General features: G+C 66.0%; 21 protein-coding genes, 1 tRNA gene and 1 pseudogene. 10 read left to right on the top strand and 13 right to left on the bottom strand.

Annotation, left to right across the window (positions count from 1 at the left end):
• The first annotated feature begins 114 nt into the window (after nt 1-114).
• The 6 genes from ABIR17_RS11455 to ABIR17_RS11430 all read left to right on the top strand — a co-directional run bounded on the left by ABIR17_RS11455 (nt 115) and on the right by ABIR17_RS11430 (nt 5,567).
• Nucleotides 115-1,140 carry an alcohol dehydrogenase catalytic domain-containing protein gene (locus ABIR17_RS11455; protein ID WP_348004523.1) on the top strand — a complete coding sequence of 342 codons (1,026 nt, stop codon included), beginning with the start codon at nt 115-117 and terminating at the stop codon, nt 1,138-1,140.
• Nucleotides 1,137-1,895 carry an SDR family oxidoreductase gene (locus ABIR17_RS11450; protein WP_348004522.1) on the top strand — a complete coding sequence of 253 codons (759 nt, stop codon included), beginning with the start codon at nt 1,137-1,139 and terminating at the stop codon, nt 1,893-1,895. The genes ABIR17_RS11455 and ABIR17_RS11450 overlap by 4 nt, the downstream gene beginning before the upstream one ends.
• Complete coding sequence (gene eda / locus ABIR17_RS11445; RefSeq protein ID WP_348004521.1) at nt 1,892-2,518, top strand: bifunctional 4-hydroxy-2-oxoglutarate aldolase/2-dehydro-3-deoxy-phosphogluconate aldolase; 627 nt, start codon at nt 1,892-1,894, stop codon at nt 2,516-2,518. The genes ABIR17_RS11450 and eda overlap by 4 nt, the downstream gene beginning before the upstream one ends.
• A complete protein-coding gene (locus ABIR17_RS11440; protein ID WP_348004520.1) occupies nt 2,515-3,477 on the top strand; it encodes a sugar kinase in 963 nt (320 codons plus the stop codon). The genes eda and ABIR17_RS11440 overlap by 4 nt, the downstream gene beginning before the upstream one ends.
• 128 nt (nt 3,478-3,605) lie before the next feature.
• Nucleotides 3,606-4,763: a mandelate racemase/muconate lactonizing enzyme family protein gene (locus ABIR17_RS11435; protein WP_348004519.1), complete on the top strand. Its 1,158-nt coding sequence runs from the start codon at nt 3,606-3,608 to the stop codon at nt 4,761-4,763.
• 30 nt (nt 4,764-4,793) lie between these two features.
• Nucleotides 4,794-5,567 carry a FadR/GntR family transcriptional regulator gene (locus tag ABIR17_RS11430; protein WP_348004518.1) on the top strand — a complete coding sequence of 258 codons (774 nt, stop codon included), beginning with the start codon at nt 4,794-4,796 and terminating at the stop codon, nt 5,565-5,567.
• Nucleotides 5,568-5,604: 37 nt separating this feature from the next.
• Here the strand turns inward: ABIR17_RS11430 and ABIR17_RS11425 are convergent, their stop codons facing one another.
• The 11 genes from ABIR17_RS11425 to galU all read right to left on the bottom strand — a co-directional run bounded on the left by ABIR17_RS11425 (nt 5,605) and on the right by galU (nt 13,699).
• On the bottom strand, nt 5,605-5,934 hold the full coding sequence (locus ABIR17_RS11425; RefSeq protein WP_348004517.1) for an L-rhamnose mutarotase: 330 nt from the start codon (nt 5,932-5,934) through the stop codon (nt 5,605-5,607).
• On the bottom strand, nt 5,931-6,848 hold the full coding sequence (locus ABIR17_RS11420; RefSeq protein WP_348004516.1) for a carbohydrate ABC transporter permease: 918 nt from the start codon (nt 6,846-6,848) through the stop codon (nt 5,931-5,933). The genes ABIR17_RS11425 and ABIR17_RS11420 overlap by 4 nt, the downstream gene beginning before the upstream one ends.
• Entirely contained in the window at nt 6,835-7,620 is a 786-nt protein-coding gene (locus ABIR17_RS11415) for a sugar ABC transporter permease (RefSeq protein WP_348004515.1), read from the bottom strand. Before ABIR17_RS11415 ends, ABIR17_RS11420 begins: the two co-directional genes overlap by 14 nt.
• 180 nt (nt 7,621-7,800) lie before the next feature.
• Nucleotides 7,801-9,180, bottom strand: a complete 1,380-nt coding sequence (locus ABIR17_RS11410; protein ID WP_348004514.1) for a carbohydrate ABC transporter substrate-binding protein — start codon at nt 9,178-9,180, stop codon at nt 7,801-7,803.
• A gap of 128 nt (nt 9,181-9,308) precedes the next feature.
• Nucleotides 9,309-9,740, bottom strand: a complete 432-nt coding sequence (locus ABIR17_RS11405; RefSeq protein ID WP_348004513.1) for a roadblock/LC7 domain-containing protein — start codon at nt 9,738-9,740, stop codon at nt 9,309-9,311.
• 67 nt (nt 9,741-9,807) lie between these two features.
• A complete protein-coding gene (locus tag ABIR17_RS11400; RefSeq protein WP_348004512.1) occupies nt 9,808-10,401 on the bottom strand; it encodes a hypothetical protein in 594 nt (197 codons plus the stop codon).
• 106 nt (nt 10,402-10,507) lie between these two features.
• Complete coding sequence (locus ABIR17_RS11395; RefSeq protein ID WP_348004511.1) at nt 10,508-10,783, bottom strand: hypothetical protein; 276 nt, start codon at nt 10,781-10,783, stop codon at nt 10,508-10,510.
• Nucleotides 10,784-11,034: 251 nt separating this feature from the next.
• A tRNA-Ala gene (locus ABIR17_RS11390) sits at nt 11,035-11,110 on the bottom strand.
• Between the two features lie 40 nt (nt 11,111-11,150).
• The gene (locus ABIR17_RS11385; protein ID WP_348004510.1) at nt 11,151-12,044 is read right to left on the bottom strand and encodes a hypothetical protein; all 894 of its coding nucleotides are present in this window, start codon (nt 12,042-12,044) and stop codon (nt 11,151-11,153) included.
• Nucleotides 12,045-12,125: 81 nt separating this feature from the next.
• Nucleotides 12,126-12,773: a GNAT family protein gene (locus ABIR17_RS11380; protein WP_348004509.1), complete on the bottom strand. Its 648-nt coding sequence runs from the start codon at nt 12,771-12,773 to the stop codon at nt 12,126-12,128.
• Nucleotides 12,770-13,699: a UTP--glucose-1-phosphate uridylyltransferase GalU gene (gene galU / locus ABIR17_RS11375; protein ID WP_348004508.1), complete on the bottom strand. Its 930-nt coding sequence runs from the start codon at nt 13,697-13,699 to the stop codon at nt 12,770-12,772. The genes ABIR17_RS11380 and galU overlap by 4 nt, the downstream gene beginning before the upstream one ends.
• Nucleotides 13,700-13,734: 35 nt before the next feature.
• Between galU and ABIR17_RS11370 the strand changes: the two genes are divergently transcribed.
• The gene (locus ABIR17_RS11370) at nt 13,735-14,310 is read left to right on the top strand and encodes a 5-formyltetrahydrofolate cyclo-ligase (protein WP_348004507.1); all 576 of its coding nucleotides are present in this window, start codon (nt 13,735-13,737) and stop codon (nt 14,308-14,310) included.
• Between the two features lie 26 nt (nt 14,311-14,336).
• Nucleotides 14,337-14,477 (top strand): annotated as a pseudogene (locus ABIR17_RS11365) (FmdB family zinc ribbon protein); the annotation flags it as partial.
• A 14-nt stretch (nt 14,478-14,491) separates the two neighbouring features.
• Here the strand turns inward: ABIR17_RS11365 and ABIR17_RS11360 are convergent.
• The gene (locus tag ABIR17_RS11360) at nt 14,492-14,674 is read right to left on the bottom strand and encodes a hypothetical protein (protein ID WP_348004529.1); all 183 of its coding nucleotides are present in this window, start codon (nt 14,672-14,674) and stop codon (nt 14,492-14,494) included.
• A gap of 9 nt (nt 14,675-14,683) precedes the next feature.
• Between ABIR17_RS11360 and mscL the strand changes: the two genes are divergently transcribed.
• Nucleotides 14,684-15,112, top strand: a complete 429-nt coding sequence (gene mscL, locus ABIR17_RS11355; protein WP_348004506.1) for a large conductance mechanosensitive channel protein MscL — start codon at nt 14,684-14,686, stop codon at nt 15,110-15,112.
• Between the two features lie 154 nt (nt 15,113-15,266).
• On the opposite strand, the gene ABIR17_RS11350 is transcribed toward mscL, so the two are convergent.
• On the bottom strand, nt 15,267-19,031 hold the full coding sequence (locus ABIR17_RS11350) for an AAA family ATPase (RefSeq protein WP_348004528.1): 3,765 nt from the start codon (nt 19,029-19,031) through the stop codon (nt 15,267-15,269).
• A gap of 120 nt (nt 19,032-19,151) precedes the next feature.
• On the opposite strand from ABIR17_RS11350, the gene ABIR17_RS11345 reads away from it, so the two are divergent.
• Entirely contained in the window at nt 19,152-20,405 is a 1,254-nt protein-coding gene (locus tag ABIR17_RS11345; RefSeq protein ID WP_348004505.1) for a hypothetical protein, read from the top strand.
• The last annotated feature ends 10 nt before the right edge of the window (nt 20,406-20,415 follow it).

Genomic DNA, 20,415 nt, shown 5'->3' with positions numbered 1-20,415 from the left:
GCCGAGACCGATCTCGGTCACCGTCAGGCCCCGACCGGTGGTACGTGAACGGATGGCAGATCCTCCTCGTCGAGCCTAGAATTCATCTAACATCACATGAATCGGAGCAATTCTATGCGTACAGCGTCGTACACGGGCGATCGCAACATCGCGGTCGGCGAAGCCGAACCCCGTCCCGCCGGAACGGGCGAGGTCCGCATCGCGGTCGCCTACACCGGCCTGTGCGGCACTGACCTTCACATCCTGCACGGCAACATGGATGCGCGCGTGACGAGGCCGCTGATTTTCGGGCACGAGATGAGCGGAACGATTGAGAGCGTCGGCGCCGACGTGACCGAGTGGTCAGTCGGCGATCTGGTTACCGTGATGCCTCTCGACTGGGACGGCACCTGCCCCGCCTGCCTTGCCGGCAATTCACACATCTGCCAGAACCTGAACTTCGTCGGGATCGACTCCCCCGGTTCGCTTCAGCAACTCTGGACCGTTCCGGCCGCGCTGCTGGTGCGCCTGCCCGCGGGAATCGACCTGCAGCAAGCTGCTCTCGCCGAACCTGTCGCAGTTGCCGTGCACGACGTGCGCCGCTCGGAGCTGGTCGCGGGTGACCACACTGTCGTCGTCGGCGGAGGCCCGATCGGGGTACTCATCGCGACGGTCGCCCGCCATGAGGGTGCGGAGGTCGTCGTGATCGAGCCCGAAGCTAAACGTCGCGCGCAGATCGCCGAGCTCGGCTTCACAGTGCTCGACCCGATGGCGACCGACCAGGTCGCGTGGGTCGAAGAGTGGACCGGAGGCGCCGGGGCTGACGTCGTGTTCGAGGTGTCGGGTGCTGCCGCCGCCGTCAAGGGAACCACCGCACTCGCGAAGGTGCGGGGCACGATCGTCGTCGTTGCCATCCACCCCACTCCGCGTGAGATCGATCTGCAGCGGGTCTTCTGGCGCGAATTGCGCTTGCTCGGCGCTCGCGTCTATCAGCGCACCGACTTCGAGCGCGCCATCGAGTTGCTCGAGCAGGGCGTCATCCCGACCGAAGCTCTGATCAGCTCGGTCGTGCCACTCGACGGCATCCCCGCCGCGGTCGAGGATCTCGAAAATGGCCGCGCGCTGAAGATCCTGGTGGATGTCGCAGGCACCCCGCGATGAGCGCCTCCTTTGATCTGACCGGCAAGCTCGCCGTCGTGACCGGCGCGAAGCGCGGCATCGGATTCGCGATGGCCGAGGCTTTGGCCGAAGCCGGCGCCGACATCATCGGGGTCAGCGCGTCGATCGAGGCCAGCGGCAGCGCCATCGAAGCCGCCGTCACGAGCCACGGCCGAAAGTTCGAGGCGATCGCCTGCGACTTCGCTGACCCAGAAGCCGTCGTTCGTCTGGGCGCGCAGTTGGCGCAGCGCCCCATCGACATCCTGGTCAACAACGCGGGAACGATCCGCCGCTCGCCCGCCGCGGAGCACCCGCTGGAGTGGTGGGACGAGGTGCTGCGCGTCGACCTGACCAGCCCGTTCGTGCTGACGCAGGCGATTGCCCGCGGCATGCTGGAGCGCGGTCGCGGCAAAGTCATTTTCACCGCGTCGCTGCTCACTTTCCAGGGCGGGATCAACGTGCCGGGCTACGCGGCAGCGAAGTCGGGCATCGGCGGCCTCACGAAGGCTCTCGCCAACGAGTGGACCGCTCGAGGTGTGACCGTGAATGCGATCGCGCCCGGTTACATCGCCACCGACAACACGCAGGCACTTCAAGACGACCCTGACCGGTCCCGCTCGATTCTCGACCGCATCCCGGCAGGACGTTGGGGACAGGCATCCGACCTGGGCGGCGCCGTCGTGTTTCTCTCCTCGTCGGCATCCGACTACGTCTCGGGGGTCGTGCTCCCGGTCGACGGCGGCTGGCTCGGACGATGACAACGGCCGGGGCCCTCGACGGGCATCGGATCGTTCCGGTCGTCGTGATCGACGATCCGGCGCGGGCGGCCGACCTTGCGCACGCTCTCGCCGCCGGCGGCATCCACTGCGCCGAGATCACGCTCCGCACCTCGAACGCTGTTGAGGCGATTCGGGCGATGGCCGAAGTACCCGGATTCGTCGTCGGCGCCGGCACCGTCGTGAATCTCGAGCAGGCGAGTGCGGTTCTGGATGCGGGAGCACAGTTCATCGTCAGCCCGGGATTCTCTGCCGCGATCGTTGATGCCACGCGCACACGCGGGGCCGGCGTGCTGCCGGGCATCGCCACCGGAACCGAAGCGATGACTGCCCTTCAGGCCGGGCTCGACGTCGTCAAGTTCTTCCCGGCCGATCGGCTCGGCGGACTCGCCACCATCCGTGCGCTTGCCGCACCGTTTCCCCAACTCGGCTTCGTCCCCAGCGGGGGCGTCACTGCACTGAGCGCTCCGGAGTACCTCGCCGATCCCGCGGTTCCCGCGGTGAGCGGCTCCTGGATGGTGGGCCGCGACCTGATCACGGCGGGCGACTTCGAGACGATCACCCGACTCAGTCGGGATGCCGTCGCCGCGATCGGCGCACCGTGATCGACCACGTCGGCGACGCTGGGCCGGTCGTCGTCACGATCGGCGAGACCATGGGCCTCTTTAGCGCCGTCGACATCGGGCCTCGACCCGACCGTTACCGCCTCGGAATCGGCGGAGCCGAGAGCAACGTCGCAATCGGTCTGGCACGCCTCGGAACCCGCGCTACCTGGATCGGCCGGGTCGGTGCGGATAGCGCCGGGGATCTGGTGCGCCGCGAACTCCGCGCCGAAGGCGTCGAGGCTGTCGCGATCGTCGACCCGGAAGCGCCGACCGGCCTCATGGTCAAGCATCGTCCCCGCGGATCCGCGAGCCGAGTGGAGTACCACCGCCGCGGCAGCGCCGGCAGCCGACTTCGTCCCGAAGATCTCGACCCCGAGCAGATTCGGGATGCCGACCTCCTCCACGTCACGGGCATCACCCCTGCGCTCTCCCCCACCGCTGCCGCCGCGATCGACCACGCGATCGACGTCGCGGTCGCGGCCGGAGTCCCGGTCTCCTTCGACATCAATCACCGCGCGTCGCTGTGGTTGGGACGTTCGCCGGTCGAGATGTACCTGTCGATCGCTCGACGGGCGCACATCCTCTTTGCCGGTGACGACGAGGCTGCGCTGATCGTCGACGGTTCGTCGGCCCAGGATCTGGCCCTCGCTCTCACGGCGCTCGGGCCGACCCAGGTGCTCGTGAAACTCGGCGCCGACGGGTGCGTCGCGATGATCGACGGCGAGCTGATCACGGTTCCCGCGATCCCCATCGTTCCCATCGACACTGTCGGAGCCGGCGATGCCTTCGCGGCTGGCTACCTCGCCGAACTCCTTGCCGGTTCGACTCCGGCGCAGCGGCTCAACATCGCGGTGCGGGCCGGTGCCTTCGCGTGCCTCGGCCCCGGCGATTGGGAGAGCCTCCCGAGGCGGGGTGACCTCGCCGCCCTCGACGGCGGCGCCGATCCCGTCATCCGCTGACGATCTGAGCCGACTTTGCGCGGTCGACGTGCTTCACGTCGTCCGTTACCGTTCCGAGACTCCGGCAGGACATATGATGTATGCTGTTTCCGCGCGCAGCTATGCGGCACCACCAATCAAGGGCGATGATGAAGATCACGGGGTATCGCTGCATTCGCAGTTACCACGACTGGGGACGGCCGGTAGGCGACGTCAACGGGTTCGTCGAATCGGGAATCACTGAGGTTCCGATCGTCGTCATCGAGACCGATGCGGGCATCACCGGCTACGGCACGGGTTCTCACGAGGGAATCGATCGCGTCTTCCCAGCCCTTGAGGGCCAAGACCCCCTGGCTGTCACGACTCTGTACGACCGGATGCTGGCGCGAGTATTCAAGGCCGGTCACGCCGGCGCCACATTTGGCGGCATCGGCACTCTCGACATGGCGTTGTGGGACATCAAGGCCAAGGCCGCCGGGCAGCCGCTGTGGCGCCTTCTGGGGGGCGGCGACCGCTTCGTCGCCGGCTACGCGTCGGGCCTCGACATTGCGCTCAGTGACGAGCAACTCGCGAAGTTCTATCACGAGATGGGCAATCGCGGGTTCCGCAGCGGCAAGCTCAAGGGCGGGCGCGATGTTGAAGACGACATCCGCCGCCTCGGCATCGTGTCCGATGCACTCGCGCGCGACAGCACTCGCCCGGCGCTGATGCTCGATGCGAACGAATCGTGGAACCTCAAGCAGGCCGTTCGCTATGTCAGTCGGGTCGAAGAAGTGCACGACCTGACCTGGATCGAAGAACCGTTGCGCCGCTGGGATGCCGCCGGCAATGCTCGACTTTCGGCCTCAATCCGGGCCGCGGTCGCAACCGGTGAGAACCTCAGTGGCCTCGAGCAGTACCGGCCCCTGCTGGACGCGAATGCCGTCGACATCGTGCAGGCCGCCGCAGTCTGGGGCATCACGAACTTCTTGCGCGTCTCGATCGCCGCGCATAGCCGCGACCTGCCGATGAGCCCCGTAGGCCTCACCGCCAATGCTGGCGTAGCGCACGCTGCGGCGGCGATCCCGAATCACCTGTCGGCCGAGGTTCAAGACCTGGGCGCGCCGTTCGGAACCACAGTCGATGCCGAATACGCCGACGGGGGAATCGTGCTCGGCGAGGAGCCCGGAGTTGGGCTGATCGTCGACGAGGCGAAGATCCTCGCCGAGGGACAGAAGTCCGCATCCTGGTTGATCCCGCAAGGGCCGCACGTCCGACCGAGTCGAGCGGGCCTGCGGCTCGTCGCCGAACCCTCCGACGCACGCTAGTACTGAACTTCACCCACCTAAACTGAGCGCATGACCGACGCGGCAACCGATATCGAGGCAAACAAGTCGGTTTTGAGCGGCGTGCCCGCGCGTACCCCGGCCGCTCGACTCGGTGTCGCGGTCGTGAGCAATCTGGTCAACGCCGTCGTGACCGGTGAACTGCTCCCCGCCGATGTATTGCCCCCCGAGGGTGCCCTCTCTCAACGCTTCGGCGTGAGTCGTACCGTCATCCGCGAGTCCGTGAAGCGGGTCGAAGAAAAGGGGCTCCTGACGGTCGCACAAGGGCGTGGCACCACCGTGAACCCGCCCAGTTCGTGGAACGTTCTCGACCCGATCGTGCTCTCAGCTTTGGTCGACCATGACGACTCACTCGGGGTCCTCGACGATCTCTCCGTGGTTCGCGGGAGCCTCGAATCCTCGATGGCTGCGGCGGCGGCTCGCCGGCAAACTCCCGAGCGCCGCGCAGAACTCCAGTTGGCGTACGACGAAACCGTGCGACGAGTCGATGACCTCGACGCCTATAACGAGGCTGACGCGGCCTTCCACTACACGATCATGGAACAGTCGGGCAATCGGCTCGCGGCCAACATCACCCGCATCCTGTTCACGCGTGCGCGGGAGAGTCGACGATTCACCGGCATCCCGGAATCGAACGGTCCGCACGACACCCTTGAGGAGCACAAAGCCATCCTCGAGGCGATCTTGGCCGGCGACGCCGAGCGCGCAGCCGAGGCCATGCACGACCACATCGCTCTGGCCTGGGCGCGTCGCCGTCCCGACGGACGCGGCATCCCCGCTGAGTGACTGACTGACGCTCTGACTGACTGACGCTCGCGACGGATCAGTCGAGGTGCCAGGCCTCTTCGAGTTCCTGCCACTGGGTGCCCTCAGGAGCGTCAGCATCGAAGCCGTACTGGCACGGATCCGTGTTCGACCACCACTCCTGGGAGACCGGGTCGGCCGACATCCGGGCCTGATCAGCGTCGTAGTCGTCGCCGACATACTCGTAGTACCCGAAGAGCACGTCGCCGCGCACGAAGATCGTGAAATTGCGGATGCCACATTCCGTGATCATCGCCTCTACACCCGGCCAGACAGCCGAATGCAACTCGAGATACTCGTCTCGCTTTTCGGGGCGCAGCCGACACGCCATCCCAAACCGACGGGTCACTCCTTGGTGCCGCCCGCGGTCAGACCGCTCACCAGGAATCGCTGTGAGAACAGGAAGATGACAAGCACCGGTGCGACGGAAATGAGCGTCGCGAGCGCGAGTTGGGGAAGGCTGATCGTGATGGAAGCGACCGTGGTCGGATTGAACAGCGGAACGTTAGAAATCAACTCCGCCAGACCGACCTGTACGGGCATCCTTGTCGACCCCGGTTCCATGACGAACGGGAGGAAGTAGTTGTTCCAGTTCGTGACGAAGTTGAAGAAGCCCACGAGTGCGATGACGGGGGTAGCGAGCGGCAGCGCGATTCGCGAGAAGACCCTGAACTCCCCTGCGCCGTCGATGCGCGCAGCGTCGAGCAGGTCACGCGAAATGCTCGTCGAGAAGTAGATGTACGCCAGATACACGCCGAATGGGAAGAAGGAGAACGGCAAGATCACCGCCAGCGGCGACCCGACGAGTTTCACGACGCTGAGCTCAAGGAAGATCGGCAGCACGAGCGCCGTGTTCGGGATGAGCATCACCATCAGGGTCAAGACGAGAAGCGTCCGGCGAAACCTGAAATGCGTCATGGCGAGGGCGTAGCCGGCGGGAACCGTCACGAGGAGGGTGATCACCAGCGCGCCACCCGAGTACAGCACCGAATTACCGAGCCAGGTCCAGATGACGCCGTGCTGGAATCCCACCAACGCGTTCCAGTTTTCGGCGAGTTGATCGAACGACCCGAAGCTAAAGGGCTGCTCGCCGTTGAGGCCATTGAGTTGGTTGCTCGACTTCGTCGGCGCGAGCAACAGCCACGCGATCGGGACCACGAAGAACAGGGTGAAGAAGATGATGATCGCGCCGGCGAGGAGGCGGCCAACCCAGCGTCCGGGAGCGAAGCCGGTGCGATCGACGACGGTCTTAGTCGCGGTCAAAGAGTCCTCCTCGGAATACGAAGAACGCGGCAAGCCCCATCGCTACCACGAGCAAGAGAATCGAAATCGCGGCAGAGCTGTTGAAGTCTCCTTGCGGGCCGAATGCGACGAGGTACGCGAGCTGATTGAGGGAGTAGTCCTTGGGAACCACGCCGCGGCTTGCGAGGCTGAGGATCTTCGGTTCGACGAACAACTGGCTGCCGGCGGCGAGCGACATGACGCCCATGTATGCGATCCACTTCCGCAAGAGCGGAATCTGGATGTACATGGCTGTCTTGATGGGGCCCGCACCGTCGATGCGGGCTGCCTCCATGATGTCGCTCGAGATGTTGTTCAGGGCGCCGTACATGATGATGATCCAGCCACCGGCACCGGTCCAGAACGCGATCACGGTGAAGATGAACGGAAGGTTGTCCTGGGCGACAGTCTGGACGAAGCTCGTTGATCCGAACTGCTTCAGAAGGGTCGCGACCGGGCTGACGCTGGGGTCGAGCAAGAAGAGCCACAGCATGACGCTCGCAGAACCCGCGAGCGCGCCCGGGATGTAAAACAGGAAGCGCGTGGTGGCGGACAGCCACCTGACCCGCACGGCGTGAACGATGAGCGCCAGCAGGACGACAAGCACAATCAGCGACGCGACCCAGATGGCCACGAACATCGCGACGTGTTGCACCGCGGGGCCGAATCGGAAGTCGCCGAAGACCTTAATGAAGTTGGCGAAGCCAACAAATTTTCCGGCCTTGGTGAATGCGAGGAACAAGGCGTAGATCATGGGGAGAACGCCGAAGACTAGGAGCAGAATTCCGTAGCCACTGGAGAACACGTAGCCAATGACGGTCTGCGCCCGATCTGGGCGACTTCGCGGGGACCGGGCGACCCGCTGCCGCCCCTGTGAGGGGGCGGCAGCGGGCACCATGGTGTCACTCTGAGAGATGGTGCTTATCCTTCTCTACTACTTGACCGTGAGGCCGTTGACTTGAGCGTCATTCTCGTAGCGCTTCTTCCACGCGTCAGCAACTGACGCGATGGTCTTGCCAGAAACGATGGCCGGAAGAACGACCTCTGCCCAGGCAGTCTCCGAGCTGAAGGGAAGCGTGGCTCCCCAGCCCTGCCAGATGTTGGCAGCAGCCTCGGTGACGACGGCCTTGAACTTGTCCGAGTCCGCCCAGGCACCGCTGGAGGCCTGCGCGTCGAGCCACTCAGAAGCGGTCTTCTCGTAGGCCGGGAGGCCGGTGATGAGCTTCACAGACTGCGGTCCGCTCGTCGCGTACTGCAGGAAGGTGCCGACAGCTGCGAGGTTCTTCGAGTGGCTGGAACCGTACCAGAAGCCACCACCCACGTTGCCCGTTGCGATCGGTTCGCCAGCCCAGTGAAGCGCGTTGCTCGCACCCCAGGTGCCCTTCGGTGCGTCGAGCACGGTGGGGTTGTTGATGATACCGCCCGAGAACCACGTCGGCCCGGGGATCCCGAGCGTCGTGTCCTTGTGGTTCTTCGGGTAGTCAGCCGTGAACAGCCCATCGAGCGTCAGGGTCTTGTTCGCCAGCATGTGGTCCATGAGGGCGATCATCCGGGTGCTGTGGTCGTCCGCGAAGTTGGCCGTGAAGTTGCCTCCGTCGACCGTGTAGATCGGCGCCTGAGCGCTCCACATGTTGGTCAAGACAGCGGTGAACGGGTCACCGATCGAGCCGAGGACGTATCCGGGGTGCTCAGCAGCAAGCTTGTCGCTCAGCGCCTGGTAGTCCTCCCAAGTCTTCGGGACGGTGTAGCCGAACTGGTCGAACAGGGTCTTGTTGTACCAGAACACGACGGGCGCGAGGTTGTCGCGGGCGCCGTAGACGTGACCGTCAACCGTGACCGGGTCTTCAGCGTGTGCCGTGTAGCCGTCGAGCCAGCCCTTGTCGGTGACGCCCAAGTCGAGCGGCGCGGCGAATGCCTGCACGCCGTTCTGCTCCTTGGCGGCCCAGCTGGCGTCGTTGACCTGCCCTGACCATACGACGTCGGGCCAGCCTTCGCCCGCCTGGTCGAAGAGCGAAACCTTGGTGTGGAACGAGTCGCTGCCGCCGGAGTTACCGTCGTACGTCTCGACGGTGACCTTGATCTCCGGGTGGTCGGCGATGAACGCGTTGACGATGGCCGTGCGGTCAGCGTCAACCCAGATCGTGATCGGGCTGTTCTCAACCTGATCGGCGGTGGGGAAACCGTACTTTGAGCCGGTGTCGGTACCGGGAGTGGTACCGGTGCAACCGACTGCAAGCATTGCGATGCTCGCAGCTACGGCGGTAAGGCCGATGGCACGCGAGGTGCGAGTAATGCGGCGTTGCTGTGATGACATTGTCGCGTCCTTTTCTGTCGACGTCGTTGACGACTTCCCGCCAATCGACGGTAAGACGTAGTAGATCATACATGTGACGTTTTGGCAACGATGCCTGAGCGATCGTGACCAGCCCGTCGCGGCTCGCTTTAAGGCGCGGGCGTCGACTCCGGGGGGTGCTGCTCCAGCTCCGTGAGGAGCCGTGCCATCTTGGCGCCAAATGTGCGTGCGACAGCCAACGCGCTCCCGATCGTGGCGTCGTTGTCAAAGAGCGCCGAGAGAACCATCGGGTGGCCCGCGACGCGGAGCTGCACGACGTAGCCCTTACCCGAGGCGATGATGATGTACTCACTGTCGCCGATGCGCAGCTCATGGGTCACGGCATCGCCGAGAGCCTGCATGGAACTCGCCATACTGGCGAACCGCGCGCCATCAGTCTCCCCCGGCAGCCGAGCGACGTCGAAGCCGTCATCGGTCAGGAGAGCTGCGTAGTCGAGGGAAGCCGCCACGCTCTTCATCTCATCGAGGACTGCTGACGCTGCGGCGATCAGGTCGGGGTTGGTGTGTGGTGCCTTGGTCATCTCGAGAACGACATTACCGGTATGGCTCTCGGCCCCGACGGGGTGAGTCGGCCGCAGCCGGGGCTTGCTACAGGATGATTTGCGCGTCAGCCTCGGTCGCCTTGTAGCGTGCCATCGCGAGGCTAGCCTTCGATCGATCAGCGACCAGATAGATGAACATCGTCGGCTTATTCGTGAGCGGGCGAATGATGTGAAGTTGTGTCGTGAGCGTCATGAGCAGATCGTCGATCTGGTCAGGAAGCGCGAGCGCTTTCACGGTCGCGCGACGGGCTCGCAGAATCATCGAGGCGCCGGCGGCTGCCCGCTCCATCTCAATCCCCGACCCAGCCTGACCCAGCACCATTCCCGACTCGCTGTCAGCCAACGCGACACACATGGCGCCATCGAAATTCAGCATCTTCTGAAGCTCTTCGGTGAGTGCCGACGGCTTACCTGCCGCTTCTTGGACCGGAGCTGGGGACACAGATCCGACGGAAACTGCGGCGGGCGCTGTTTCACGCGCGGCCTCTGGCGCGGGCTCTGGTACCGACTCTGGTGCAGAGGCCATGAAGGCATCCAGGTTTGCCGACCACGCCGAGAAGTCGGGCTCTGAGTAGTCGGGCCGGACCGCATCGGCCGCAGCCTTGCGACCGCGCGTGAGAAAGCGGGGAAAATCGCTCATGAGCGCACCCCGCTGTGATGGATCTGTCGGCTACCCAGACTTTGCGTCGCCATTGTCGCTCCCTCCCGAGCTTCGCCACGTTTCTGGGTGCCGAAGCTCCCCGAATTCATAAGACCAGTTGCGCTTCGCATTCCGCGACCTTGTATCTGGCCAACGCCAAGTTCGACTTCGATTTGTCCATCGTCAGGTAGATGAACATCGACGGGTGTTCCCCCAACAGGCGGAGGATGTCGTACTGGGTCGTCAGGGTGATGAGGATGTCGTCGATCGAATCGGTCTGCCCCAGAGATTCCAAGAGCTTCAGCTGAGCCCGAACGACCTCCGTGTTGCCCGCGGCCGCGACATCCATGTTGGCGCTCGAGCCACTTTGCCCGATGACCATTCCCGACGTGCTATCGACCAATGCGGCGCACTTGGCGCCCGCAAGCTCCATGAGACTGTCGAGTGATTCTTTGAGGTTTGACAAATTCGGGTCCTCGGGATGAATTGCGGGTCCGCGGGATGAAATTGAACGCGATTTGTTGAGTGTAGCCGCGGCCGGTTCGAGGATTCTTGCCCACGTTCGAGGGGAGGCGCGCCGCGTCAGCCGCATCAGCGGCTCAGCGCGCCGGCGCTCAATTCGTCGAAGTTTTTTGGTGGACCCTAGGAGATTCGAACTCCTGACCTCCTCGATGCGAACGAGGCGCGCTACCAACTGCGCTAAGGGCCCGTGGACAAGAAGTCACATTACCAGCCCGCCCGGAGGGCCTTCACCCCGCCGAGCGTCGACGCCTCAGCACCTCGTCGAGGTCAGTTGCCTCGACGGCATCGGGTCCGAGCACTCCCATCCCGGAGTAGGGGGACGGCTTCGCAGCACGGAACGGCACGACCTCGGGCGCGGCTTGAGCGGCGCGGAGGTTCCGCTCGGCATCGGCTGCGGCATCCCGAAGCGCCTGCCGCAGGTCACGGTGCACGACGGCATGTTCGGGTGCCGGGCTCGAGAGGTAGAGCGGCTTCGGCGTTGCAACCGGGGTCCAGGATGTCGGGGCCGGCCGGGCCGACATCACGGGAACCTGCACCGCGGTTCTCGATCGCGCGGAAACCGAGGTGGCAGCGATGGGTGCCGCAATCGCGGCGAGGCGCCGTTGGATGGCTATCGCGGTGGTGCCGACGACGACCGAGCCGGCCAGGACGAGCCACGCGCCCATGCCGATCCCCGTCGTGAGGATCAACCAGATCTGAACCAGCGTGACGAGGGTGGCCGCGACGAGCGAAAGTGCCGCGATGCTGCGGGTTCGACGCATCCGGCGGCGGCGCAGCAGATCTCCCGACAGCGGAACGCTCGCGCCCACCGGTTCGCGTGCGGCAGCTCGCACAACGGCTGACCGTTCAACGGCCTGCCGCAACGCGGACGCATCAGCACGGCGTTGCTCGGCGCGCAGGATGCGTTCCTGCCGTGCGACCTCTCGGGCGGTCGCCGCGACCCGCACCTCGGTCGGAATCTCGGAGGTTTCGGCCATCACCCGCATGGTCTGCTGAAGCCGGGTCGCCGTGCGCTCGGTTGCGAGGTATTCGCGACGCCGCATCCAGGTCGGCACAAAATAGACGAACCAGAGCAGGGCGGCGATGGCGAGCATGATCGCCGTTCCCGCGCCGCTAGTCATGCTGCCGACAGTACGAGCCCCGCGCGCGGCGGGCGGAGTGCCGCGCCGCAGCGTGGAGCGGGTCCGAAGCTCACACCTGGTTCAGCCCAGGCGCAGGGGCTTCTCGGCAAGCGCACGGTCGGCGGCAGGCACCGAGCCGACACCTCTCGGTACGCGGCCGTCCTTCCAACGCCGGAGCACCCCGCTGGGAACCTCCTCGACGGTCAGCGCGAAGCAGAAGTGGTCGCGCCAATCGCCGTTGATGTGAATGAACCGCCGGCGCAGCCCCTCGTACCGAAACCCGAGCTTCTCCACCACGCGCAGCGAAGGAGCGTTTTCGGGACGAATGCAGATCTCCATCCGATGCAAACCCAGGCTGAAGAAGCAGTGATCGGTCGCGAGCGCTACCGCGGTGGGGATGACGTCTTTGCCGGCGAAGCGCTCGGCCACCCAGTAGCCAACGGATGCTGACGACAGGGACCCGTACGACATCCCGGAGATATTGAGCTGGCCGGCGAACTCCCCGTCGTACTCGACCGCGAACGGGACGCCGTTACCGGTGCGAGCGTGGGCCAGCAACGACCGGATGCTGGCCCGTGCGTCGAAACCGACAGGCCCGGTCGGGTTGGTCGCCTCCCATTTGCGCAGCCAGGTGCGGTTGTTTAAGAGTTCGCGCTCAAGGGCGCGCCCGTCGCGAACGCGAATGGCGCGAATCGAGATGTTTCCGTCACGAAGAGTCGGCCCGCTCACGGCTCCGTCAGCATCCCGTCTGCGGGGACGGTATCGGACAGTCCCGCAGCGAAAGGCTTGAGCCAGGCGCGGAAGTCGGGCCCCAGATCATCCCGGTCGGAGGCGAGCTGCACGATCGCCTTCAGGTAGTCAAGGCGGTCGCCGGTGTCGTAGCGGCGCCCCCGGAAGACGACTCCATACACGCCCCCCGCCCATTCGGGTCCCGTCGCGAGCGCCTGAAGAGCGTCGGTGAGCTGGATCTCCCCGCCCTTGCCCGGCGGGGTCGCTTCGAGGATGTCGAAGATCTCGGGACGCAACACATAGCGTCCGATGACCGCGAGATTCGACGGCGCGGTCCCCGGCGCGGGCTTCTCGACCAGGCTCGTGATGCGCACCAGGTCGGGGTCGTCGGTGGGCTCGACGGTCGCGATGCCGTACTGGTGAGCAACCGACGGGTCGACCTCGAGAAGGGCGATCACGGTGGTGTTGCGTTGGGCCTGTACCTCGAGCATTCGGGCCAACAAGACATCGCGCGAGTCGATGATGTCGTCGCCGAGCAGCACCGCAAACGGTTCGTCACCCACGTGCATGCGCGCTCGCAGCACCGCATGGCCGAGGCCGAGTGGATCACCCTGACGCACGTAGTGCACGTCGGCCAGGTCGGTGGAACGCCGCACCTTCTCGAGCTTCTCGGCGTCGCCCTTGGCAAGCAACGCCTGCTCGAGCTCGCCCACCTTGTCGAAGTGGTTCTCGAGCGCGGTCTTGTTGCGTCCGGTGATCATCAGAACGTCGTGCAGGCCGGCGGCGACAGCCTCTTCGACCACGTACTGGATCGCCGGCATGTCGACGACGGGCAACATCTCTTTCGGCATCGCCTTGGTTGCTGGCAGGAAGCGCGTGCCCATGCCAGCTGCGGGAATGACGGCCTTCGTGATAGGTCGGGGCATGTCGACCAGCGTAACCGGCCCTCTAAGCTCGAAATGTGCCGGATGAGGAGAGTCAGAAGCGCGCCCTTCGTGCTGAACTGCGCGAACGCCGCCGCATCCGCACGGCAACCCAGCGCGAAGCGGCAGCGACCGCCCTGACGGCAAACCTCCAGAAGCTCGCGACCGACACCGGCGCGCACTCCATCGCCGCCTACCTGTCGCTGCCCGACGAGCCCGGTACCCGGCAGTTTCTGCACTGGGCCGACGAGCAGGGTTTGCGTGTGCTGTTGCCGATTTCGCGCGAAGACGGCCTGCTCGACTGGGCGCCGTACGACGCGGGCGAAGAGGAGGCCGACATCCTCGGGATGCCGACGCCGACCAGCGAACTCCTCGGTCCGATCGCGATTAACGACGTCGATCTCATCCTGGTTCCGGCGGCTGCCGTCGACCGCGGTGGGATGCGGATGGGCTGGGGCCGCGGCTACTTCGACAAAACCCTCGGCTCGATGGAAAACTGCCCGCCCGTCTATGCTGTGATCTTCGACGACGAGCTCGTCGACGCGGTTCCGCGGGAGCGCCACGATATGCCGGTGAGCGGCGTCGTGACGCCGGGCGGCATCGTCACGTTCTGAGTTCGCGTCTCGACGCGACGGATCTCATGCCCACCTATTCCTACCGCTGCACCGAATGCGGTACCGCTTTCGACATCCAGCAGGCGTTCACCGACGACACCCTGACGGTGTGCCCGAACTGCGGCGGGAAGCTGCGGAAGCTGTTCACGACCGTGGGGGTGACCTTCAACGGGTCGGGCTTCTACCGAACCGACAGTCGCTCGTCGTCGTCGTCTTCTTCGTCGAACAAAGGCTCGTCGTCGTCCGACGGAGGCTCGTCGTCACCGGGTGCAGACTCGTCCTCCTCGGCGCCGGCACCAAGTTCTGCCCCCGCGTCGTCACCCAGTACGTCGAGTTCGCCCAGCACATCGAGTTCGCCCAGCAAGGAGTAACTGTGTTCAAGGGATTCCGGGAATTCATCCTCCGCGGTAACGTCATCGACCTCGCGGTGGCCGTCGTCATCGGTACCGCGTTCACCGCGATCGTCACGGGCCTGGTGGAGGGCGTCTTCAATCCACTCATCACCCTGATCTTCAACGCCGACACCCTCGCCGGCTCAGGGTTCACGCTGCGGCCCGAATCCGCCCCCGGCGCCGGGGATGCCGTCGTGCTCGGCTGGGGAAAGGTCATCTCGGCGCTCATCCAGTTTGCGCTGGTCGCATCCATCGTCTACTTCGCCCTCGTGGCGCCGATGAACTTCGTGAAGAGGCGTGCCGAGCGTCGCAAGGCCGAAGGTCATCCTGCCGCCGACCCCACGCCGACTGAACTCGAACTGCTCACCGAGATTCGCGACCTGCTGAAAGCTCAGCAGCCCAGTTCTTAGGCATGGTTAGTAGTGCGGGGGCTTGTCGTCGCGCAGGCGTGAGTCGTTCTCACCCTCGGCGTGCACGTCGGGTTCCTCAACGGGCGTCGGGTCGCTGCCTCGCGGCACCTCTGTCGTCACCCGGCGATGGCGGCGGCGACGTGGATGCGGTGCCTCAGACTCCGGCAATGACCGGAATCTCTTGGGTGGTCGTCGCAACCTGCATTCCGGCGACTCGCGCGATGCGGTCGGCAACAGCATCCGGATCGCTGAACAGCTCGAAGGCGTGCACCCGGGTGTAGTGCCAGCCGAGTCTGCGCAGCACTTCGGGTCGCAGCCGCAGGGACTCCCGCAGCGAGCGGCCGAGCAACACGGTGTCGGTTTCGACGACGACGCAGGTGCCTCCGTTGGCCGCGACGAGCCCGAGTTTCGACCGGTGGCCGAGCGCGACACGGAGGCCGCGCGCGGCGAGCCTGCGCGACAGGTCAACGAGCATCGGGTCCGAGTCGTCGGGGATCGGCGGTTCGGCGCGACGTGCGGCGATCTCTTCGAGAATCTCGGCGAGGGCGACGGCGCCGTGACCGAGCCGACCGTCTTCGATGTCGGCGGGCTGGAAGCAGGTCACGATGACCAGCGAGCGGCGGGCCCGAGTGATCGCGACGGCGAGCAGGCGCTCTCCCCCGGGCTCGCCGAGCGGCCCGAAGTCTGACAAAACGCGCCCGTGCGGCGTGCGCCCGTAGCCGACCGAGAACACGACACGGTCGCGACTCTGCGCGACGGCTCGGCCAATCGGCAGCACGTCGAACGGTTCGGCCCGGTCGCTCAAGACGAAGTCGCTCAGGGCGGCGCGGCCGGGCATCGCTTCGGCGACGGCCTTCCACACACGGTCGGCGTGCTTCTCGCTGGCACTGACCACCATGAGGGATTCTTGCGGCCGCGATTCGGCGTGTTGGATGACGAGGTCGACGACGCGCTGCACCTCGGCATCCACACTCTCGACCGCGCCGGTGACCGGGTCGGGCATTCCGGTGCCGTTTTCGACGTAGTCCAGCACGAGGCTGCCATGTCCAAGGAACGATCCGGCCCACGGCAGTGCATCGATCTTGCCGCCGTAGAAACGGCGGTTCACGAGTTCGGCGAGATCCTCGCCCCCCGCTCGGTAGGAGCGGGTCAGAGTGAGGGTCGGCAACACCTGGCTGAGACGCGCAAGCGCCGAACGGGAATGCAAATCGTCGAGAGGGCGCGAGTCGGGACCGCGCGAATCGACATCGCCCGCGTCGAGGTCCCCCGGCTCGGGAGCGCCGGAATTGGCAGCCGTCGCGAGTTCTTCCTCGGCGTCGCCGAGACCGATCGAGAACGGAGCGGGAGTCTGAGTGACCGAGTCGCCGATGACGACGATCTGCTTGGCGCGGCGGATAGCGCCGACACTCTCGGCGACCGTGACGGCCCCGGCATCCACCAGCAGGAGCGTGTCGAAACTGATGTCGGCCGCAACGGTATCGATGTCGTACGGCGACGCGAGCCACACCGGGGCGAGGGCGCGCGACAGGTGTGGAGCGGCGCGGTGGAGGGCGGCCGAGGTGAGATCGTCGGCGCGCAACGCCATCTTCAGGGCGGCCGCCTCGTCGGGCCAGTCGAGGAGCGCAATCTTCCAGCCTTCGGCGAGGCGGTAGGCGAGAGCCTGGGCGCTGCCGGCGACATGTGCCTCATCGACCAGTCGGAAGTCAGCTTCGAGCCGTTCGAGCACGTCGGTTTTCGCTCCGAGTAGCGCCCGATCGTTGGCCAGCAGCGAGTCGAGTGCCGAGCGCCACCAGGCCAGTTCGAGCTCGACCGCCACGCTCTCCTCGGGCACGTGCCGGCTCGCGAGATCGGTGATCAGGTCGTCAAGGTCAAGTGCCCGAAGGATGCCGACCAGCTCCGCACGCTCCTGGAGGTTGAGCAGGGCATCCGACTCGGTCGCGAGACCGCCGAGCGCCTCACCGAGGGCGTGCAGCGGCAACGACACCAGTGAGGTCTCGCGGGTGACCCGGCCGAGCGGAGCATCCAGCGACTCGAGGTCGACCGCGACGTTAGTCCAGGCAGCCTGCACTTCGGCGATGCCGGCGGGAACCTCGGGTGTCACCCCGGCGGCGGCGAAACGCTGCCACAGAATGCGTTGGCGCTGGATCGCATCGAGTGACGCGTGCAGGTCGCGAACGTGCATCCCCGGCCGGATGTACTCCTTCGCGAGGCTCATCAACCGGCGACGACTGGAGGCGCTCATCTCGGGAGCCTCACGGCGGGGGGCTGTCGCCGCGACCAGCTCGGAGAGTGAGCGGTCAAAGACAGCGGGCACGAAACGATCGAGGGTGTCGCGGATGTCGGCGAGCAGCCGCAGGTACACCCCGAGTTCGGCGATCGTCTCAAACGGCCGCATCCGGGTCGCACCGATCAGTTCTTGCGCGCGCACCAGCAGCCACGGCACCGACTCGCCGTGCAGACGTTGTGCCAGGCGGTGAGCGGCGGCAGCGGAGTCGCCGTTCGGGAACGCAGCGCCGTACCAGGGAGAGTCGGCCGGCCCGTAGCGGAACTGCCCGAGCTTGGCGGCCTCAACCATGGTCATGGCAATCGGAGCGCGGTCGGCGCTCAGTCGCTCAACCGTTGCACGAGACAACCGCGCGGTCGTGGCCGGAGGATGTGGCAGCAGTTGCAACCGGGAAAGTTCGGTCACGCAGTCGAGCACCGAGACGCCCAGCACGTCATCGGGCCGGGTGAGGGCACCGCGGTAGTCGAGCAGCACGGCACGCAGGCGCACCATGGCTTCATCGACGTCGCCGACGCGGGGGGCAACGGCCTTCTCGTTGCGCGTGATCGCCCGCAACAGGTCGCGGCGCAGGCCGCGCGGCGAAACCGCAACGCCGGGCAGCCCGATGTCGGCGAGCCGCCGGGAGATGCCCGACAGGGTGCCACGGCGGGGGCTGACCACCAGCACCCGACGACCCTGGGTGATGAGAGCACCCAGGGCGTTCACGATGGTCTGCGTGCCACCCGTGCCGGGCATGGTCTTGACGACGATCGAATTGCCCGCGGCGATCTGCGCGATCGCGTTCTCCTGCTCGGCATCGGCATCCAGTAATAGGGAGTCGGTCGACGGATCGCGGTAGTCGGAATCGATCACATCGACGGGGCTCTGGGCCTCAGAGATAGCCCATTTCGCGGTCGAGTTACCGGCGAGTGCATCAAGCACCGGGTGGTCGAGGTCGCTCGCATCGTCCAGGAGCGCGCTCGCGACCTCGGCGAACGACGACACGATGAGACGCGGCTGCACCGTGAATCCGTCGATGTGGCCGGTGAGACCCCGAAGTTGGTCGATGACGGCGTTCGGCTTGAAGGTTCCGTCGGCGTCGCTGAGAGCTACGAAGGCGCGGGCATCGAGTGCGATCCCAAATTGCCGTTCCAGGGCGCGCACGAGAGCCGGATTGAGCACCGCCTCACCGCGCAGTTTCAGTTCGACATCCCGCCCATACCGACGGATGGAAAGCGGGCGCAGCAAAATGGGCGCACAGAAGTCGCCGTCGGGGCCGCTCCACTGGGCGAGCCCAATTCCGAGACGGATGGCGTCGATGCCACGGGTACTGGAGAGTTCGAGACCCTTCGCGGCGATTCGGTCGGCGGCCAGGCGCGCGGCCCGCAGCGCCACGTCGTCGCGGATCAGTTGCGAGAGCAGCGTGCTGGCGCCGGTGATGAACCGAGCGAGCCCGCCAGGATGGGTGGTCGACAGCTCGATCCGCGTTGAGGGGTCGTCGACGAAATGCACCAGCGGCGACGGCCCACCCACCGCGGCGAGTTCGGCCCGCCAATGTTCGCGTACGGGAGCCGCGGGATTCGCGGTGCGCCAATCGCTTTCGACCGGCGTCAGGTCGGCACGCGCGCTGGCAGGGGGGTGCTCCGCCTCGTCCATTCCGAGGTGGTCCTCCCGCCGATCGGCATTGCGCACGTCGCCACGATAAGACGAGACCCCCTGAATTCCGGGGAACCGCTCCGGGGTTTCGATACACCGAGCGCACTAGGCTCTGGGGCTGTGGCACCCGATCTTGCGAACGTTGCCGTGCTCATCGTCGGCACCGTCGTGGTTGCGTTCGTCATCCTGATGGCCGTTGGCCTGGTTGTGCTGCGTCGACGAGCACGGCAAGCGGCTCACGCGCCGATTCCCGGTCGAACGGATGCCGGAGTCGCGCTGGTGCGCGCCGACGACGCGATCCATGCGGCGACCGACGATCTCGCGTTCGCCGTTGCGCAGTTCGGCTCAGACCGCACTCGCGATTTCGCGGCGGCCCTTGCCCAGGCGAAGACCGATCTCGACCGCGCCTTCGCCCTGCAGCAGAAAATCGACGATGTCGAACCCGACAGCGATCGACAGCACGCCGACTGGGTCAAAGACATCCGCAGCCTCGCTGATGGCGCCCGCAACGCTGTGGAGACCCAGGCCGCCACTTTCACGACGCTGCGCCGCGACGAGGCGAGCGCGCCCGAGACCCTGCGCCTGCTGCGCCAGCAGATGACCGCGATCGAAGCACGCCGATCGACGGTCGCGGCGGTGCTCGCCGACCTCAAGACCGCCTACGTCGAGAGCGCTGTCGCACCCGTGTCGGGCAACATCGAAGCGGCGGCGACCGCTCTCGCCGACGCGAAGAAAGCGGCGGATGACGCCGAGGCCGCCATCGCCGCCACCCGCGTGACTGCCGTGAGTGACGCGTTGCAGACGGCGCAGGCGAAAGTTCAGGCCGCGGCAGGACTCCTGGATGCGATCGAGCACCGGCGCGACGAACTCGCCGCCTCGGTCGCCGGGCTTCAATCACTCGCGACCGAGCAGCAGACGGCTCTGGAGGCCGCGCGTACTCTGCGGGACGCCCCGCCGGATCCCGACTCGTCATCTCGCGTCAACGACGCCATCGGCGAGCTCGAACCGTTACTTGCCTCCGTCGGCAAGAAGGGTCGCCGCGACCCGGTCGGCGAACTTGACCGACTGGTCGATGCCGGGGATGCGCTCGACGTGGCCGTCTCGGCCGCTCGTAACCAGCAGCGGCGGCTCGACGGTGCCCGCGGGGCGCTGACCGGAGCACTGACTTCGGCGAAGGCTCAGATCAGTGCGGTCGAAGACTTCATCGGTTCGCACGGCGGCGGGGCCGGATCGCGCACCAAGCTCGCCGAGGCGAAGCGAGAACTGCTCACCGCCGAAAACGAGTCCGACCCGGTGGACGCCCTCGACGCCGCCCGCCGCGCCCAGAACCGGGCACGGGATGCCGACGACCTCGCCCGCTACGCCGGACTGTGAACCGCGCGGG

The organism is Pseudolysinimonas sp. (assembly GCF_039912695.1).
GTDB lineage: Bacteria > Actinomycetota > Actinomycetes > Actinomycetales > Microbacteriaceae > Pseudolysinimonas_A.
Note: the sequence above shows the minus strand (reverse complement) of the source record. Positions and strands in the feature narration are given on the sequence as shown.